The 17,630-nt window shown below is 57.6% G+C and carries 12 protein-coding genes; 3 read left to right on the plus strand and 9 right to left on the minus strand.

Annotated features, from left to right (window positions below; translation table 11 throughout):
• Positions 1 to 100 precede the first annotated feature (100 nt).
• Positions 101 to 1,147: a succinylglutamate desuccinylase gene (gene astE, locus KFJ24_RS12160; RefSeq protein ID WP_250831364.1), complete on the plus strand. Its 1,047-nt coding sequence runs from the start codon at positions 101 to 103 to the stop codon at positions 1,145 to 1,147.
• A 12-nt stretch (positions 1,148 to 1,159) separates the two neighbouring features.
• Here astE and KFJ24_RS12165 read toward each other — a convergent pair whose 3' ends face one another.
• Together KFJ24_RS12165 and KFJ24_RS12170 are read right to left on the minus strand one after the other, a co-directional pair.
• Positions 1,160 to 4,186 carry an efflux RND transporter permease subunit gene (locus KFJ24_RS12165; protein WP_250831365.1) on the minus strand — a complete coding sequence of 1,009 codons (3,027 nt, stop codon included), beginning with the start codon at positions 4,184 to 4,186 and terminating at the stop codon, positions 1,160 to 1,162.
• On the minus strand, positions 4,186 to 5,271 hold the full coding sequence (locus KFJ24_RS12170) for an efflux RND transporter periplasmic adaptor subunit (protein ID WP_250831366.1): 1,086 nt from the start codon (positions 5,269 to 5,271) through the stop codon (positions 4,186 to 4,188). Before KFJ24_RS12170 ends, KFJ24_RS12165 begins: the two co-directional genes overlap by 1 nt.
• Before the next feature lie 159 nt (positions 5,272 to 5,430).
• Between KFJ24_RS12170 and KFJ24_RS12175 the strand changes: the two genes are divergently transcribed.
• Positions 5,431 to 6,078 (plus strand): TetR/AcrR family transcriptional regulator, encoded by a 648-nt coding sequence (locus tag KFJ24_RS12175; protein WP_250831367.1) that lies wholly within the window; start codon positions 5,431 to 5,433, stop codon positions 6,076 to 6,078.
• Here the strand turns inward: KFJ24_RS12175 and astB are convergent.
• The 6 genes from astB to KFJ24_RS12205 all read right to left on the minus strand — a co-directional run bounded on the left by astB (position 6,075) and on the right by KFJ24_RS12205 (position 13,925).
• Positions 6,075 to 7,415: an N-succinylarginine dihydrolase gene (astB, locus tag KFJ24_RS12180; RefSeq protein ID WP_250831368.1), complete on the minus strand. Its 1,341-nt coding sequence runs from the start codon at positions 7,413 to 7,415 to the stop codon at positions 6,075 to 6,077. The genes KFJ24_RS12175 and astB overlap by 4 nt on opposite strands.
• Positions 7,416 to 7,433: 18 nt before the next feature.
• Entirely contained in the window at positions 7,434 to 8,909 is a 1,476-nt protein-coding gene (gene astD / locus KFJ24_RS12185; RefSeq protein WP_250831369.1) for a succinylglutamate-semialdehyde dehydrogenase, read from the minus strand.
• A 60-nt stretch (positions 8,910 to 8,969) separates the two neighbouring features.
• Positions 8,970 to 10,103, minus strand: a complete 1,134-nt coding sequence (gene astA, locus KFJ24_RS12190; protein ID WP_250831370.1) for an arginine N-succinyltransferase — start codon at positions 10,101 to 10,103, stop codon at positions 8,970 to 8,972.
• A gap of 28 nt (positions 10,104 to 10,131) precedes the next feature.
• Positions 10,132 to 11,148, minus strand: coding sequence for an arginine N-succinyltransferase (locus KFJ24_RS12195; RefSeq protein ID WP_250831371.1), 1,017 nt, complete (start codon positions 11,146 to 11,148; stop codon positions 10,132 to 10,134).
• Positions 11,149 to 11,157: 9 nt separating this feature from the next.
• Positions 11,158 to 12,372, minus strand: a complete 1,215-nt coding sequence (locus KFJ24_RS12200) for an aspartate aminotransferase family protein (protein ID WP_250831372.1) — start codon at positions 12,370 to 12,372, stop codon at positions 11,158 to 11,160.
• 101 nt (positions 12,373 to 12,473) lie between these two features.
• Complete coding sequence (locus KFJ24_RS12205; protein WP_250831373.1) at positions 12,474 to 13,925, minus strand: exonuclease domain-containing protein; 1,452 nt, start codon at positions 13,923 to 13,925, stop codon at positions 12,474 to 12,476.
• 162 nt (positions 13,926 to 14,087) lie between these two features.
• On the opposite strand from KFJ24_RS12205, the gene KFJ24_RS12210 reads away from it, so the two are divergent.
• Positions 14,088 to 15,218: a DcaP family trimeric outer membrane transporter gene (locus tag KFJ24_RS12210; RefSeq protein WP_250831374.1), complete on the plus strand. Its 1,131-nt coding sequence runs from the start codon at positions 14,088 to 14,090 to the stop codon at positions 15,216 to 15,218.
• A gap of 741 nt (positions 15,219 to 15,959) precedes the next feature.
• On the opposite strand, the gene aceF is transcribed toward KFJ24_RS12210, so the two are convergent.
• Positions 15,960 to 17,630: a dihydrolipoyllysine-residue acetyltransferase gene (aceF, locus tag KFJ24_RS12215; RefSeq protein ID WP_250831375.1), complete on the minus strand. Its 1,671-nt coding sequence runs from the start codon at positions 17,628 to 17,630 to the stop codon at positions 15,960 to 15,962.

Here is a 17,630-nt window from a genome sequence, read left to right on the forward strand (position 1 = left end):
CTACAGGCTCCTCTATCGGTGCTTTAGTGCAGCCACCTGGCCTCACGCACTCCCGGAAAGCAGTCAGCCGCCCAACCAGCAACTGTATTCGGGGAATTCAATGCTCGGCAACCAGAACATCTTTGATGTCTCTTCAGACTGGCTCGATCACACTCTTTCTAACGTCTCGTCTAATCCCTCCGAAGTCGAAACAGAGCTACCTGACGGGGCACGCATTATCCGGAAGACCGTCGGCGTCCTGGAGCTGCACCCTTCTCCGAGTCGGCCGAACCCAAACAATGAAGCGCTCATCATCTCTGCCGGCGTACACGGCAATGAAACGGCCCCCATTGAGGTTCTGAATGGTCTGGTTAACGAACTGTTGAACGGCGACTGGCAACTGGCCTGCCCGCTGCTACTGATTCTTGGCAACCCCCCAGCGATGGCGGCCGGGGAACGCTTTCTGGATGTAAATATGAACCGGCTGTTCCATGGCGCCCATAACAAGCCCGGGTACCGGGACTTTCCAGAGGCGGCCCGCGCACGCCAGCTTGAAGCCCTCTGCCAGAGCTTTGCAGAGGCCCACCCTGGCGCCCTGTCCCATTATGACCTGCATACGGCAATCCGACCGTCGCACCGGGAGAAGTTCGCCTTGTATCCGTTTGTGGAAGGCAGGCAGGTGCCCGAGGGACAATGTGATTTTCTGCTGGAAGCCCATGTAGAAACGCTGTTGCTTCAACACAAGGCAGGAACCACATTTTCGTCGTTTTCATCCTCCCGGCTGGGCGCCGAGAGCTTTACGGTGGAGCTGGGAAAGGTTCAGCCGTTTGGACAGAACGATCTGGCCCGATTCGAGGGCATTCGCGATGCTCTGCGTCGGCGGTTCAGTGGCAAACCAGCACCGGAGCAAAAAGCGCCATCTGATGAACTGACGGTGTTTGAGGTGGTACATGAGATTCTGAATACCGGGCCAAGCTTTCAGTTCCATATTCCGGACGATGTAGCAAACTTTACCGAATACCAACCAGCCACGGTGATCTGGGAGGATGCTGAGACCTGTTACCGGGTTGGCGAAATTCCGGAGTCCATAGTCTTTCCCAACCGGGATGTACCGGTCGGCCAGCGGGTAGGCCTGATGCTCAGACCCCGGAAAGCCTCCGGAGCCTGACCATCAGTCCGGTCAGGCCGGTGCGTTTTCAGGCTCAGCCACACAGGTCCTGATCAGCTGCGTACATACGGCAGGGATAACCAGCAGGGTCAGTACTGTCGAGGCAAGCAACCCGGAGATGATAGCCCAGGCCATGGGTGGCCAGAGCGTGGAACTGGAGAATGCCAGCGGCAGCAGGCCAGCTACGGTGGTCGCCGTGGTGAGCAGTATCGGCCGGGTGCGTTGCTCCACGGCTTTACGAACAGCATTCCGTATATCTTCCCCGTTGCCCAGCTCCCGATCCATGACGTCCAGAAGGACGATGGCATTGTTCACCACGATACCCACCAGCGCAATGACCCCTAACAGGGACTGAAACCCGAAGGGCGATCCGGACAGCACCAGGCCGGGGAAAATACCCACCGTTGCCAATGGCACAGACAACAGGATAATCCCGACCCGGCGAAAGGAGTTGAACTGCAACAACAGGAAAAACAGCAGCAGAAGTATACCAATAGGCGCGGCGGTCAACAGGGCGCTATTGGCTTCGCCTGAACCTTCCGCATCGCCTCCTATTTCAATACGGGTTCCCGCCGGCAGGGGGTTCTCTTCCAGCGCCCCATACAGCCCCTCCAGAGCCCGACCGAATCCGTAGCCGTTTAGCAGGTTCGCAGTCACCGTATTCACTCGCACACCATCACGCAGGTAGCGAACAGCCGGCTCCCAACTGGTTTCGACGCTGGCCACTGCAGACAAAGGAATCGCATCACCGCGATCGTTATAGATGTTGATCGATAACAACCTTGAAAGAGACAGGGCGGTGCCTTCCCGGGAGCGCAGTACCAGCGGGATAGGATCATCTTCCTGGCGGTAGCGCTCGGCGACGACACCGAAGCTCTGGCCGTAAAGACTCTGGGCAACATCAGCACGGGTCAGACCGAACCGGGCAGCCGTTGCATCATCCACATTGATGGCAATACTGGGCACGCCGATATCCAGGTCATGACGAACATCCACCGTCCCCTCCAGCCCCCGAAGGGTGGCGAAGACCTGTTCGACAGCCTCGGTACGCGCCTCGTCACTGGCGTTGTAGACTCGAACTGCAACCGGAGCTGCCCGGGGTGGACCCTGGCCGAGAATGCCGGCGGTTACATCAAGCTCTGGCATCGTTTCGTTCACATGGGTGCGAACCCACCGGATCATCTCCGTGGTATCCGCCAGTGTCGGGGTACGAATGACCAGACGGGCACGATTGGGCGCCTGAGGTGCACGCTGGAGGTTGTAGTAAAAAGCAGGGCCGGTAAAACCAACAAACCGGTGAACCTCCAGGGCATCAGGACGGGTTCTGATCATCTCCTCGAGCGTTGCCGCGGCTTCCGCCGTTTCACCCTGATCTGTGCCCTCGGGCATGTAGAGTTCAACAATCACCCTCGGGCGGTCGGCGTCCGGAAAAAACTGCTGAGCCATAAAGGGCGTTAGTGCAACACTGGCGATCACCAGTACAGCACCGCCGGTAATCAGCCGACCGGGGTAACGGGAAACAAGCCCCCCGAGGAAAACAGCCAGCCCCGCCAACCTGTTGCTTCCGGTTTTTTTGCGGGGCTTAAGAAAGCGGGCCGCCAGCAACGGCACGGCCGAAATCGCCAGCAGGTAGCTGACGGAAAGGGTCAGCATAATCATCACCGGAACGCCCCTGGTAAAGTCAGCGGCCCCGCCCTTGGACAACAGCAAAGGTGCGAATGCCGCCAGCGTTGTTCCGGTGGAGGCACCCAGAGGTCCGGCAAGTTCACTGACGGCCTGGCGCAAGGCATCCAGGCGACGCATACCATGGTCGAGGTGGCCCTGGATGCTCTCAACAATCACGATGGCGTTATCGATCAGAATCCCCAGGGAAATTACCATCCCGATGACAGCAATCTGGTGCAGCACGCCACCCCCGAGATCGTAAAGGCCGATACTTATCAGCGCCACCAAGGGGAGAATAGACGCGACCAGCAGGCCCATACGGATTCCCATGCCGGTAAACACCACCGCCACGATGATAAGTACTGACAGAACCAGGCTCCAGGCAAGATTGTCCAGGCGTTCCTCCACTTTATCGGGCTGGAAGAACATTTCCCGAATTTCGTAGGGCTCGAACCCGGAACGGACCTGTTCGACCCGCTCACGCACCCGCTCGCCAAAACGAATGGCATCCGTGGTGCCCTCCTCCATGATAATAGACAGCAGAACCACTCTTTCGCTGTCGTACCAGGTCTCAGGCTGCCGGGGCTCGGCCGGCCCGCGCCAGACGTCAGCGGCAGCAGCAAGGGGCACCTGGGAGCCGTCCGGCAGTTCTATCGGCGTGGCCCGAATGGCATCGATGTCGGCAAATTCGCTGTTCGGCAATACCGACAAGCGCCGGCCATTCACCACCACGAAACCACCGGGGATAGTCTGGTTTCGCCGAGCCAGGGTATCCATCACACGGGCCGGTGAAATTCCCAGCCGGTAGAGTGCAGCGTCATCGAGGGCCAGAGTGATCTGTTCATCGGCATCGCCCTCCAGCCCGATACGCGATACACCTTTGATGTCGGAAAGGTTTTGCTTCAGGCGCTCAGCCACCCCGGTGAGCTCAGTAACAGAGGGTGATCCGCCCACTGCCAACACGATCGCAGGAATGTCGATCAGCCGATCATCCAATGCCATCTGGCCGACATCATCAGGAAAATCGCTTTTGGCCCGGTCCATCGCCAGCCGGACACGATCCCACGCCGGGTCGGTGTCGTAGATGTCGTCGTTGAGGCGCAGCTTCACAAGAGCAACCCCCGTTCGCGCCGTGCCCTGAGTGAAGTCCACCTCTTCGACCTGGCGCAACTCATCGGAAAGGGGCTGCAAGACAAGCCGCTCAACCGCATCGGCGTTGGCGCCGGGATAATTGACCGTAATCATGCCCGCCCGATACGGGAAAGAAGGATCTTCCTGACGGGGCATGGTGCTATATGCTGCCACGCCCAGCAGACAAAGCATGGTTACAACCATGCCCAGCAGGCGCTGACAATTGAGCAACCGACGCGTCATCAGCGCACCTCCACGGTATCGCCATCAGTGAGTCGGGTCATGCCGGCATAAACCACCTGATCCCCGGGGATGAGTTCATTTGCCTGAACCACCACCCGCTCGCCCACGACCCGCTCGACAGTGACGGGAACCCGCTGCGCTATACCCTGCCGGATTCGGAAGACCCCTGTGCCCTCGGCTGTGCGAATGACCGACAACATCGGGACGGTGGTCGCCGACAAGCGCATTGGTGTGATCCCCACCTCCACCGGTTCACCCGGCTCCAGGGTGTTGACAGGCACACTGACCAGTACCGGGTGCAACTCACCACGAATAGCGCCCGCCTGGGCGATTTCCACCACAGAGCCGGTCTGTGGTGGCTGCGCCCTGTCCTGTACTGGCCAAACGGGGAGTTCCTGATCCAGCGCCACATGGTCGAGCAGATAGGCCGGCACCCGGACTTCCACTTCCCGACCGTTTGGTGAGGAAAGTCGCATCACCGGCTGCCCCGCCGCCACGAATTCATCCGGCTCCACCAGCAGAGCTTCAACGCGCCCGGAAAACGGCGCACGCAGTGTGCTCTCTTCCAGTAATTGGGTGGCCTCAGCCAATGCGGCCTCCGCCGTGGCGACGCTGGCCTTGAGGCCATCCCGTCGAGCGGCGATCTGTTCAAGGCTCTGCTCGGACACAACACCACGTTCATGCAACCGGCTTGCACGCTCCCATTCCCGCTTGGCCTGCCTGTGCTGGGTTGTCAGCTCATCAAGCTTTGCCCTGGCCGAATCACGGGCCGGGGCAAGAGCCGGATTGTATACCCTCGCGAGCACGTCGCCTGATTCCACCCGTTGCCCCAGCTCCACGGAGCGCTCTTTCAACGTACCGCTGACCTGAAATGTCAGAGTTGCCCGCTGGGTTGCGCGAACAATTCCCGAGAAGCGAAGGGGAATGCCCTCTGTCTGTCCACCAGTCACTTCGGAAACACGCACGGATACTGCCTGGGACTGGGACTTGGCCTCGGAAGACACGTCACCGGCTTTGCAGCCGACAAACAGAATCGGGAAAACGGCCAGGAAGGCTATGGCAAGGGGGCGGGGAAATAGCTTCATGATTCGTCCTTTCATCCGTGCTCGTGTTGGTTATGGACATCCACTCCATCGGAAATCCAATTGAGTATGTCGACATAATGTCATTATTTGACATTATGTCAATAATCGGGTTCCATCCTGTTTCAGGTACTCTGCAGCTGCATACAAACGGAAGATTTCATGAGCGAACCGCTGAAAACACGCCGCGAACGGGAAAAACAGGCCCGCTACGATGCCATTCTGGACGCCGCCGAACTCGTGTTTTCGGAGAAAGGCTACGAGCGCACCTCGATGGACGACATCGCACGCACAGCCGCCCTGAGCCGGGCGTTGCTGTATGTATACTTCAAGGATAAAGCTGCTATCCAGCGGGGGATCATGCTGCGTGCAGGCCAGAGCCTGGCTGCTCGTTTCGAGGAAGCAAAACAGACCGCCGATACGGGCCTGACACAGATTGCGGCCATGGGTGAAGCTTACTACCGGTTCTATCTGGATGAACCAGACTATTTTTCAGCACTGACCAAGGCCTCGACCGCCATGGCCGAGGCAGACCAGAGCCAGGCCGAGGAAATGCTGTGCTCTAAAACGGAATTGATGGAGCTGATGGTCGGGGCTATCAGAAAGGGTCTTGAAGACGGCACCATGAGCCGGGAACGTATTACTGATCCAGTGCAAACGGCACTCTATCTCCGTGGCGCGCTCCATGGGGTGGTTCTTTTGTGCCAGTCGGAAATGGGAACCGGCATCGGGGAAGACGGCCAGCGCTTCCAGGCGGATAACCTGATCCGCCATACCATGGACATGCTGACGTTTTCCATCGCGTCCTAAAGCTGGAAGTCGTAAATCGAGCCCAGCCCCAGAATGCCGCTAAGCTCGTCCAGTGCCTTGCGCACTTCTTCCAGCAGCATGGGGTCTCCCAGATCCTTCTGGGAAAGCTCATTGCGGTAATGGGCTTCCACCCAGGCGGTCAGCCTTTGATAAAGCTCATCGGTGAGCAATACCCCTCTGTGCATGGCCTGGAGCTCATCATCACTCAGGACGACCCTCAAGCGCAGACACGCGGGGCCACCGCCGTTGCGCATAGACTGTTTGACGTCAAACACTTCGACCGAGGTAATCGGTCCGCCGTCCTTCAAAAGCTCATCCAGATACCGGCTGACCGAAGCCACTTCCCGGCATTCTCCGGGCACCGCCAGCATCATGCCATCCGGTGTATTCAGTAGCTGACTGTTGAAAAGGTAAGACGCCACCGCATCCTCAAGCGGAACTTCAGCACTGCTGACACGCACCGGCTCAAGCTCCGTTGCAGTAAGCCTGGAACGGATGTCCGACAGCACCTGCTCTTCATCAAGGAAGGCCATCTCGTGATAGAACAGGGTATTTCCATTACCGACCGCGATGACGTCATTGTGAAAAACACCGGCATCGATGGCGGCAGGATTCTGTTGTGCAAAAACCGCATTCTCGGTCTTAAGGCCATGCAGCCGGGCAATTGCCTCTGATGCCTCCAGAGTCTGGCGGGCGGGATATTTTTTCGGTGCTGGCGCCTGCTCGTTGAACGCCGCCTGACCATAGGCAAACAGCTCAACCCCCGGATCTCCATACCGGCCACACAGCCTGGTATGGTTCGCCGCGCCTTCATCACCAAAGTGGCTGACCGAAGGCAGGGCCGGATGGTGGGCGAAATAGCTTTCATCCGCAAAGATGGCCTTGAGCGAACGGCCGGTCACCGCATGTTCGATCGAACGGTGGAACTTCGCACTCAGATTGGCCGGGGTAAAATGCACCCGATGATCGCCGGTATCGGCACTTGGCGAGACGGTAGCCGCATTGGCCGTCCACATGGATGAAGCAGACGACACCGCCGCCAGAATGGAAGGACTGCTTTTCGCCGCCTTTTCCAGAACCTGAGCGTCGGTGCCCCCGAATCCGAGTGACCGGAGGGTCGGAATGTGCGGGCGCTCATGGGGCGGCAAGATGCCTTGAACATAGCCCCGGTCTGCCAGTCGCTTCATTTTGGCAAGACCCTGGAGCGCCGCTTCCTTTGGATTGGAAACGGCGTGCACATTGGATTTTGATGCCACATTGCCCCAGGACAGACCAGCGTAGTTATGGGTCGGACCCACCAGGCCATCAAAATTCGCCTCTACCGCGTGCTTTACCATGACGTTATTCCGTATCAATCAGTCGAAGTTCAGGCCAGGTGCCAGGCTCGCCGGCATTTCACTCTTCCGCGCTTCCAGCGACGCCATTGGCCAGGCGCAATAATCGGCCGCGTAATAGGCACTGGGACGATGGTTACCACTGGCACCGACACCACCAAAGGGCGCGGCGCTGCTGGCACCTGTGAGCGGACGGTTCCAGTTGACTATACCTGCCCGCACCTCTTCCACGAGTCGTTCGTAGAGCTTTCGGTCATCAGTAAGTATGCCGGCCGACAAGCCGTAACGGGTATCGTTGGCCAACTCCAGAGCCTCATCGAAACTCTTGTACCGATACACCGTAAGCAACGGGCCAAAGAATTCCTCGTCAGTGAGGTCCAGCCCGGTGGCATCGAGGATACCGGGCGATAACAAGCCGGTACCCGGCTTGACCTGTTTCATTTCCAGCAGGGATTTGGCGCCTTTCTCCAGCATTCTGGCCTGGGCGGCCAGCAGCTTATCTGCCGCTTCTGCAGAAATAACCGAGCCCATGAACGGCTGGGGATCTGCATCGAACTCTCCCACCTGGATCCGGTCGGACAATTCGGCCAGGCGATGCAGGAATTCATCCCCCTTCTTACCTTTAGGAACGAGCAGGCGACGGGCACAGGTGCAGCGCTGGCCTGCAGACAGAAACGCCGATTGCAGGGCATGGTGTACCGCACCATCCATATCCGCCACATCCTGAACGATAAGCGGGTTATTACCACCCATTTCCAGTGCCAGAATTTTTTCCGGCTGTCCCGCAAACTGCTCGTGAAGGAGGTGACCAACCGTCGAGCTTCCGGTGAAGAAGAGGCCATCAATCATTGGGTGGCCCGCGAGGGATTTACCAGTATCGGACGCACCCTGCACCAGATTGAGTACACCGTCGGGCAGACCCGCTTTTTCCCAGAATTTAACGGTCATCTCGGCCACCCCCGGAGTCAACTCACTGGGTTTGAACACCACCGTGTTGCCAGCCAGAAGGGCTGGCACGATGTGGCCATTGGGCAGGTGACCAGGGAAGTTATAGGGGCCGAATACCGCCACCACACCATGAGGCCGGTGTCTCAACACGGCATGGCCACCAGCCACGTCCGACTCGGAATGGCCGGTACGGTCATTGTAGGCCTTCACCGAGATGGCAATCTTGCCGATCATGGCCGCCACTTCGGTACGGGACTCCCAGAGAGGCTTGCCGGTTTCCAGGCCTATCTGATGCGCCAGCTCCTCTTTATGCGATTCCAGTTGTTGCCCAAAGGCCTCAACCACCGCCTGTCGCTCCGCAAAGCTTTTCCGCCGCCACTTGAGAAAGGCATTGCGGGCTTCTCGAACTGCGGCGTCCACATCCTCCAGATTCGCACCATTACCATCCCATACGGTGTCACCAGTAACGGGCTGGACAGACTCAAACATTGCTCCATGCCCCTGGAGCCACAAGCCGTCTATATAGAGTTCGCCTGACAGGTTTGCCATGTTCATGCACCTCCCGGTACTGAAATTCTGTATTTTTGGACAGCGGAGCCAGCCATTTGCTCAATCCCGCCACGAGCGGCTGCGGTAATCCCGTATCCGCTCATTAGCTCGTTCGTCCGGATTCTCATATCCCCTTAGTGTATGAATGGGCGAGGAGCCAGAATCTTTCAAGGTCACCAGGCGCACAGAATCTCCGGACTCAACCTGCAACGCCTCTGCGACCGCAGATGGCAACTTGACGGTGTCCGGGCCAATGCAGCTGATCGGAAGAGTAGTTACGCGAAAATCACGAAATGACCGGTTGGATACCATTACCCGCTCGCCAGCAGGAACATCCAGATTCACCGGCTGTCGGGTCACCATGGCGTACCTGTTCACCGCTTCACGAACGGTACGGATATTGTGGACGAACGCATCAACGACTGGCCCTCCATCAAAAATATCCACGAGCCCGTTAAAGTTGAACCCCTCAGACTGCAGCATCTTGAGCGCCGGGGCGGTATTCTCATGCACACGGCCGATGACGGACCTGGCCGAGGCGGGCAGCATCGGCAGATAGATGGGGTACTTCGGCATCAATTCAGCGATAAAAGACTTGTTGCCCAAGCCAGACAACAGGTCGGCCTGACTGAACTCCATATCAAAAAACTTGCTGCCAAGGGCATCCCACAGGGGACTGCGCCCCTGTCGGTCCGACACACCGCGCATTTCCGCAAACACCTTCTCGGAGAACTGTTTACGGAACTCATCCAGATACATAAACCGGCATCGTGACAACAACAACCCGTTGCCACCGCCCTTGTAATCATCGGACAGCAACAGCGAGCAGACCTCACTGGTATCCGTCATATCGTTCGACAGATGCAGCGTCGGAGTCCGGACATGAACACCAAGTTCCTTTGAAGCATTCACCGCGACACTGAGCCGGTAGTTATAAAACACTTCGTCCAGGCCCACGCGGGCCTGTATGCCGCTGATGCCGACTGTTTTTTTCTTCTCTAGATCCTCCAGAGCAAACAGGTACAGGCCAGCTTCCGGAGCACACCGCTGATCGAAGGTCTGCCGGGAATGCTCAATCTTGTTCTGGAGCAGCTCCCGGTCCGCAGGCAGAGTGGTCAGCCCTTTTCCGGCACTCTGTGCCATGGCATAGAGGTCTTCAAGATCGTTTTCCTGAAGTGGACGAATCACCAGCATCGTGCGCCCTCCTTCCGGTTTGTCTCTCTCATAATGGCGCAATCCTTACAGCATCGCCGGCGCTCTTGCCGAGCGCCCTCCAGGTCTTGACGGGCACTTTCAATTCGTCTTGCAGGGATTCTTCCACCGGCGTCAGGGTGCACCGGAAATCAGCCCCCTCGCCAGCGGCGATCAGGCAAGTATCCCCGGTCTCCTGATGGGATCCATGAAGTATTTTCCGGCGACTTGTTACCAGCGTGTGAAGGCTGTCCGTTCGTGCCTCAAGCACTGGGCCGGCATCAAAAATATCCAGATAACAACCAGCTTGAAAGCCCTCCCGCTGAAGTAGCTCGAGGTTTGGCACTGTCAGGGAATGGGCCTGCCCCAGGGCCTCTTGAGCTGCGGGCGTGAGCAGCGTGACGTATATCGGGTTGGGAGGCATGAGCTCGGCGATAAAGGTCCTGCTGAGCGTGCCCGAGTACCGGTCCGCTGTTTCAAAATCCATATCGAAAAAGTGGCGGCCGAGACTGTCCCAGAACGGAACCTCACCATTATCCTTTTGCACCCCCTGTATCTCCACCACCACCCGGGAGGTAAACCACTCCCGATGTTCCGCAATAAACAGACTTCTGGCCCGGGACAGCAATTCAAAAGCGTCGGTCTTTTGCAGTTCCGGTTTGATGGAGAAAGAACAGAGCAGGGTCTGATCCGTCAGCGAGTGAGAGGGGTAAAGCACTTCAACGCGGCGCGAAACACCCAGTTCATGGGAGGCATGAATCAGTGCGTCACGGCGATAATTGTAAAAAGGCTGGCCATTCCCCGCACGGGCGTCAATACCGGCCGTGCCATCTACCGAACCGGTCTCGGTGTTTTCAAGAACAAACAGGAATCTGGGCGGTTCATCGCTTGACGCCGTGCCGGAAAAGCTCGCCAGCGAGTGATCTATCTTCTGCGCAAGGGCTTCCGCCTGTTTGGGAAGTGTCGAAGACAGACGGGCACCCTGAGTGCCCGCAATCTCGAGAATCTGATCCAGATCATCCGGTTGCGCCGGACGTACCTGCCACATAAGGACTCCTTAGGACGTGAGTTTTTTCACTGCGGCCTCAAAACGCTCCAGCGCGTCGTCGATGTCTGATTCCGGAATGATCAGCGAAGGCGCCAGGCGCACTACATCGGCCCCTGCCACCAGCACCATCACACCTTCATCGAGACCGGCATTGAGAAAGTCCTTGGCCTTGCCCTGCCACTTTTCCGTGAGCACACAGCCAAGCAGCAGGCCGGCACCACGGACCTCACTGAACACGCCATAGCGTTCGCCGATATCCATCATGCCCTTGCGCAGGCGATCGGAACGGGCCTTTACCCCCTTAAGGATCTCGGGCTGGCTGACGGTATCCACGACTTTCTGGGCAACGGCGCAGGCCAGCGCATTGCCACCATAGGTGCTGCCATGGGTACCCACACCCAGGCTCGCAGCCACCTTGGCCGTGGTCAGCATGGCCGCCACCGGGAAGCCACCACCCAGGCCTTTGGCGCTGGAGAGAATGTCTGGCACCACGCCATACATCTGATACGCATAAAGATGCCCTGTACGACCCACGCCGGACTGGACCTCATCAAAGACCAGCAGTGCATCATTCTCATCGCAAAGCTGTCGCAGTCCCTTCAGAAATTCGGGGTCACCCGGCATAACGCCGCCCTCGCCCTGAATGGGTTCGACGACGATGGCACAGGTTTTCTCTTTCGAGATCAGTTTCTTGACCGACGCCAGATCGTTAAAGTCAGCATGGTGGATGCCACCGGGAGCCGGTTCGAAACCTTCCAGATATTTTGGCTGACCACCGACGCTGACCGTAAACAGGGTCCGGCCGTGGAAAGCGTTCTTGAAAGAGATGATCTCGTTCTTTTCCGGGCCAAAGTGCTCCCATGCGTAACGACGGGCCAGCTTGAACGCGGCCTCATTGGCCTCACCGCCCGAGTTAGCGAAGAGCACCCGCTCGGCAAACGTATGACCACAGAGCGTTTTGGCTAACCGAAGCGCCGGTTCATTGGTCATTACATTCGATAGATGCCAGATCTTTTCGGCCTGGTCCTCCAACGCACCCACCAGCCCCGGATGGGAATGCCCAAGGCAGGTCACCGCAATACCGCCCTGCAGATCGACAAACTCCCGCCCCTCCTGATCCCAGATTCGGGACCCTTCGCCTCGCACCGGAATGATTGAACCGGGGGCGTAGTTGGGAACCATGACTTCATCAAAAAGTTCGCGGCTTACGGGTTCTTTATTCATATATCTCTCTCGGGAAAAGCGGCTGACCGTATAAAAATAGTAGAGTCACCACATGGGGCAAGTTAAGTCGCTATACGGATTCTTTCATAATGATACGCCACTCAGGGCATAAGAACATCTGGTGCGCCGATGGCCGGCAACTCAATAATCGTGCGCCCCTTCCCGTCCCGTCCTGACAGGGCCTTCATCAGCAGCTTGCAGGAATCCAGATCAAACGACACCGCCTGGCCACGAAACGACAGATCATACAGTTCGCTCTCATCATGTGTGGTGGCAACGTGGACCCAGTTGTAGACCACAAGAATATCCGTGCGACCGGCAGATTCATCGTATTCCACAACCCCGACCGGCCCCTTCCAGGGCCAGGTTTGCAGACGCAAACCGTGAAAGGCGATCTGCATCCGGAGGTTAAAGCGGCGCACGTCCTCAAGGTCCTCGCAGGCCCCCTGACATCGGCCCAGTGCGCGCTGGAAGCAGGGCCCGCCTTCACCCGGCTCCAGCCCCAGGAGGCGGTTGCATAAGTCATTCCTGGCGGCGATACCACTCAGCGCCCGTTCTGCATCCCGCTTACTGCGGAACAGTCCGTAATAGTCCCCGAGCCGGTGCGGTTCTATCTCGCGGACCAGTTGCGCCTGAATGTAGCCAGAGGCTGTCTCACGCAGTTCAATACTGACAAGATTCTTGGCAGCTCGGGACCGCCGGTTGAACATCGGTTTGAGCGCTTTGATCTGCTTCAGCTCAAGCAGGAGCGCTCCCAGCTCTCCCGCCGTTTCCGTGCACTCAACGCGGCGCAGACTTTCAGATATCCGGACACCGCGGGTGGAGCTGTGGTCACCGGAAAAATGCGACGCCACCCGCTGAGCAATATTCGTGCTCTTACCCACATAGAGCAGCACGTCGTTCTCGCCATAAAACCGGTACACGCCGGGCCCTGACGGTAATTCATCGAGGGTATCAAGAGGCAGGTGGGAGGGAATGCTGGGGCGCTGCAACAGGTCCCCGATCGCCCTCTCCAGGACCTCGTCTCCTTTCTCGGAACGGGCATATTGAAAGAACGACAACATTGCGGCGACGTCACCCATAGCCCGATGCCGCTGAACCGCCTCCAGACCATGACGATCAATCAGCGCATCCATATTGTGCCGCCGGAACTCCGGATAAAGCCGACGGGACAATTTCACGGTGCACAGCACCTTCGCCGAAAACAGCCTTCCCAACCGTCGAAACTCCGACTTGATAAAACCGTAATCAAAGCGCGCGTTGTGAGCCACAAAGATCGTTCCCTTCAACTTCTCCTCAAGCGTATCCGCGACCTCCTCAAACAATGGCGCACCGGCTACCATTTCATTGGTAATGCCGGTAAGGCCTTCAATAAACGGGGAAATCCGGGTCTCAGGATTCAACAGGGTCTGCCATTCCCCGACCTGCTCCCCGGCTCGCCAGAACCGAATGCCGATCTCAGTGATACGGTCCCTGGAAGAATTCCCACCGGTGGTTTCTATATCAAGAAACGCAAACGTGCTGCCCTGAAGGTATGTACTTTGGAGTGTCATGGAACGATCGTACGCCTCTTGTGCAAGCCCAGATGTCTGTATAAAAACGAAAACCGGCTGTAGACATTCGTCTAATTTACGCATAAATTCATTTGAATTGTGACAGGTTCGTAACTACCTTGTTTTCGGGTCCAACAAAAAAAATGTGTGGAGACAACAACGATGCAAAGCAACAAATTAAGAATGGCCATTCGTGCAACCGCGGCAACAGCAGTTATGGGCGTTGCCTCCCAAGCGGGAGCCGTGAGCCTGAATGTGGGTGATGACGTAGACGCAAGCCTCTATGGTTACGCCCGCCTGAACATGTCTTATGACATTGACGCTGACCGCGCAGTGTCGACTCGTGCAGGTACATTCGCACCAAACAATGAAGATGTTACAGGACATTTCGGCGCTGACGTTCAGCAGAGCCGTCTGGGTGTAAAGGTAACCCACGCGTCCGGCGTCATGGTCAATGTCGAGGGTGACTTCCGTGGTACTGGTAACGGCGCGGGCAGCCTCCGTATGCGTCATGCCTACGGTACATATGCAGGCATTCTGGCAGGTCGCACCTGGTCCAACACTATCAGCTTCTCAGCCTTTACCCCGACCCTGGATTTCGACGGCATCGCAGGTAGCTTCGGCAGCTGGGATCGTACCGAGCAGGTTCGTTACACCACAGGCCCGATGTCCTTCTCCATTGAGGATCCGAGCTCACAAGCCGTACTGGACGGAGTACCCACCCGGACTTCTGCCCCGGCCCTGACAGCTCGTCTGGAAGACTCAACTGATGCAGTGTCCTACGCGGCCTCTGCTGTGGCTAGCCAGATCACAGCCGATGACGGCACCCAGGATGACAGTGCAATCGGCTACGCAGTGTCCGGTGGCGCCAAGCTTAAGCTGACCGATATGTTCTCGGTACAAGGCTCAGTGACTTACACTGACGGTGCTAACGGCTATCTGTGGCGCTCCGGCAGCAACTACTATGGCCCAAGCGCCTATGTAGAGGGCAACAGCCTTGAAACCATCGCAGGCTATGGCGGTAATATCGGCGTCAGCATGGCGATGGGCGGCGGTCGCAGCATCAACGTGGCCTATGGCATGACCACTCTGGACCTGGACGACGCAATCGCTGCAGGCGCAACGACCAATGCGGATCCGGAAACCAACCAGAACATGTTCGTCAACTACATGTGGACACCGGTTGAAAGCGTCATGATGGGCGTTGAATACGCTTACTTTGACCAGGAAACCGTTGCCGGCGACTCCGTTGACGCTAACCGTCTGATGTTCGCAGCACAGTACAACTTCTAATCCTTCCTTTTAGAAGTTAACTCGGAAAGGCCCCGGCATTTGCCGGGGCTTTTTCGTTCCATTCCGGTGCACCCGGCACCATCGCCTGCCATCCCCAGACCTCAACCCTCACCTCAGTTCAGCTACATACCCGACAATTCAATAAGTTAGCATTCCAGCTCTTTCTGGCATGCCTGATGCTTTGTATCTGTTGCATGGAACGCGACGGAGACACTCCGCCTTGTTCAGCTTCTAAACCAACGAGGTGACACGATGAAAAAGGCCAAAGACCAGAACCTGCTGTTTGAACTGACCCAGCCTCACGAGGCTGAACTGATTCAGGACCTTCACAACTACTTTGACTGGATGTTCTTCGCTAACTGACAGGAACCAGGTGTAGGCCGGGGCGGACTTGGCAAAACGGTTTGGGATTGCCGATCCGTTCCGGAGCTCTAACGGCTTGGAAAGAATGTCAGCGGGATTCATGACAGGCCTCTCTGATTGTTTTCGCATCAGAGAGATAGTGAACAGCGGAAAGCATAAGGCCATTGGCCGCGGCGACGCCATTGGGAACATTTAGTGAAAGAAGGCGAAATTCACGGAGTTGGAACAAGAGAGGCGGGTAATACAATTCAGGACTGTTGAGGGCCAGGGACGGCCCGAAACAAGCGCATAGGGATGTGCTCGTAGCGTGTCCTGAATTGTATTACCCGCCTCTCGCCGCCCCCAAACCCTGAAGGCTGGAGGCGGATTCATCAGCACTTAAAGCAACAGGGACCGAATATCCCCAAGGAGCTGACTAAGCATCGTCGTGAAGCGCGCCGCATCTGCTCCGTTCACCGCACGGTGATCGTAAGACAGCGACAGCGGCAGCATTAACCGGGGCTGGAATGCCTTGCCATCCCAAACCGGCTTCATTGCCGCCTTGGAAACACCAAGAATCGCCACCTCCGGCGTATTCACGATTGGCGTAAATGCGGTGCCGCCAATACCACCCAAACTGGTGATGGTAAAACACGCACCCTGCATCTCAGCCGGCTTCAACTGCTTGTCCCGGGCCTTCTGGGCCAGCTCGGCACTTTCCGCTGCCAGCTCCCATAAACCCTTCTTGTCCACATCACGAATTACCGGAACCATAAGCCCGTTAGGCGTATCCACGGCAATACCGATATGGATGTAACCCTTGCGCACCACTTCCTTCTTGTCCATGTCCAGGGAGACATTGAACTGGGGCAACTCCGCCAGCGCGGTCGCACAGGCCTTCAGCAGGAAGGGCAGTGGCGTCATCTTCACACCTTTCTTCTCGCCAGCGGCCTTCTGCGCCTTACGGAAGTCCTCCATGTCGGTGATGTCCGCATCCTCGAACTGGGTCACATGGGGCACATTCAGCCAGCTACGCTGCATGTTGTTCGCCGTGGCGAACATCATCCGCGACATCGCCTCACGCTTCACCTCACCAAACTGGCTGAAGTCCGGCAGTTTGACCCCGGGGATACCGGAGCCCGTGGCCACGCCAGTGCCCTGCTGGGCCTGCTTGAGCTGGCTCTTCACATAGGCATGGACATCGTCCTTGATAATCCGGCCCTTGGGACCAGAACCCTTGATGCGGGCCAGGTCGGCACCCAGCTCGCGGGCAAGCTTGCGAACGGCAGGGCCAGCATGAACCTTGGCGCCCGGCGCGGGCGGCTCATAGGTTGCACCCTGTGGCTCAGGCGCAGACTCAGCAGCCTGCCTGGGCTTATCTTCAGCTTTCTGCTCGGGCTTTTCTTCCCCGGCGGACGTTTCAGAGACCTCTTCAGTGGCCGCCTCCTCTTCACCGCCGCCTTCCTGAACGGTCATTTCCAGCAATTCACTGCCTTCCGAGAGCTTGTCACCCTCGGATACCAGGATCTTGCCCACCTTGCCCGCATAGGGCGAGGGAATCTCCATAGTTGCCTTGTCGGATTCCACTGTTACCAGCGGATCGTCGGCCTCAATGGTATCGCCCTCAGAGACATTGATCTCGATCACCGGGACATTGTCAAAGCCATCCAGTGCCGGAACCTTAACGGTTTCCTTGCGGGAGCCGCCGGAAGCCTTCTTCGGCGCCGGCTTGCTCTCTTCTGACTTTTCTTCCGGTTTGGCTTCGCTCTTTTCCTCGGCTTTTCCTTCGGGCTTGCCCTCGGGCTCGTCGCTGCCGGCAGAACCACCACCGGCGCCGATCTCCATCATCCCGACAACATCGCCTTCCCTGACCTTGTCACCCACCTTCACGGTGATCTTGGTGATCTTGCCGGCACCGGGTGACGGCAGCTCAACCGAAGCCTTGTCTGACTCAACCGTCAGAATCGGATCTTCTTCCTCAACCGAATCTCCTGCGCTGACAATGAGTTCGATAACCTCGACCTCATCCGCACCGCCGAGATCCGGAACCTTGATTTCCTGCTCACTCAT

Origin of the sequence: Marinobacter sediminum, from assembly GCF_023657445.1 — a bacterium.
Classification (GTDB): Bacteria; Pseudomonadota; Gammaproteobacteria; order Pseudomonadales; family Oleiphilaceae; genus Marinobacter; species Marinobacter sediminum_A.

Bases quoted from the DNA above. Each gene is read 5' to 3' on its own strand.
- astA (WP_250831370.1), bottom strand. From the start codon at position 10,103: ATGCTGGTGATTCGTCCACTTCAGGAAAACGATCTTGAAGACCTCTAT.
- astB (WP_250831368.1), bottom strand. From the start codon at position 7,415: ATGGTAAAGCACGCGGTAGAGGCGAATTTTGATGGCCTGGTGGGTCCG.
- KFJ24_RS12175 (WP_250831367.1), top strand. From the start codon at position 5,431: ATGAGCGAACCGCTGAAAACACGCCGCGAACGGGAAAAACAGGCCCGC.
- KFJ24_RS12200 (WP_250831372.1), bottom strand. From the start codon at position 12,372: ATGAATAAAGAACCCGTAAGCCGCGAACTTTTTGATGAAGTCATGGTT.
- KFJ24_RS12210 (WP_250831374.1), top strand. From the start codon at position 14,088: ATGCAAAGCAACAAATTAAGAATGGCCATTCGTGCAACCGCGGCAACA.
- aceF (WP_250831375.1), bottom strand. From the start codon at position 17,630: ATGAGTGAGCAGGAAATCAAGGTTCCGGATCTCGGCGGTGCGGATGAG.
- KFJ24_RS12205 (WP_250831373.1), bottom strand. From the start codon at position 13,925: ATGACACTCCAAAGTACATACCTTCAGGGCAGCACGTTTGCGTTTCTT.
- KFJ24_RS12165 (WP_250831365.1), bottom strand. From the start codon at position 4,186: ATGACGCGTCGGTTGCTCAATTGTCAGCGCCTGCTGGGCATGGTTGTA.
- KFJ24_RS12195 (WP_250831371.1), bottom strand. From the start codon at position 11,148: ATGTGGCAGGTACGTCCGGCGCAACCGGATGATCTGGATCAGATTCTC.
- astD (WP_250831369.1), bottom strand. From the start codon at position 8,909: ATGGCAAACCTGTCAGGCGAACTCTATATAGACGGCTTGTGGCTCCAG.
- KFJ24_RS12170 (WP_250831366.1), bottom strand. From the start codon at position 5,271: ATGAAGCTATTTCCCCGCCCCCTTGCCATAGCCTTCCTGGCCGTTTTC.
- astE (WP_250831364.1), top strand. From the start codon at position 101: ATGCTCGGCAACCAGAACATCTTTGATGTCTCTTCAGACTGGCTCGAT.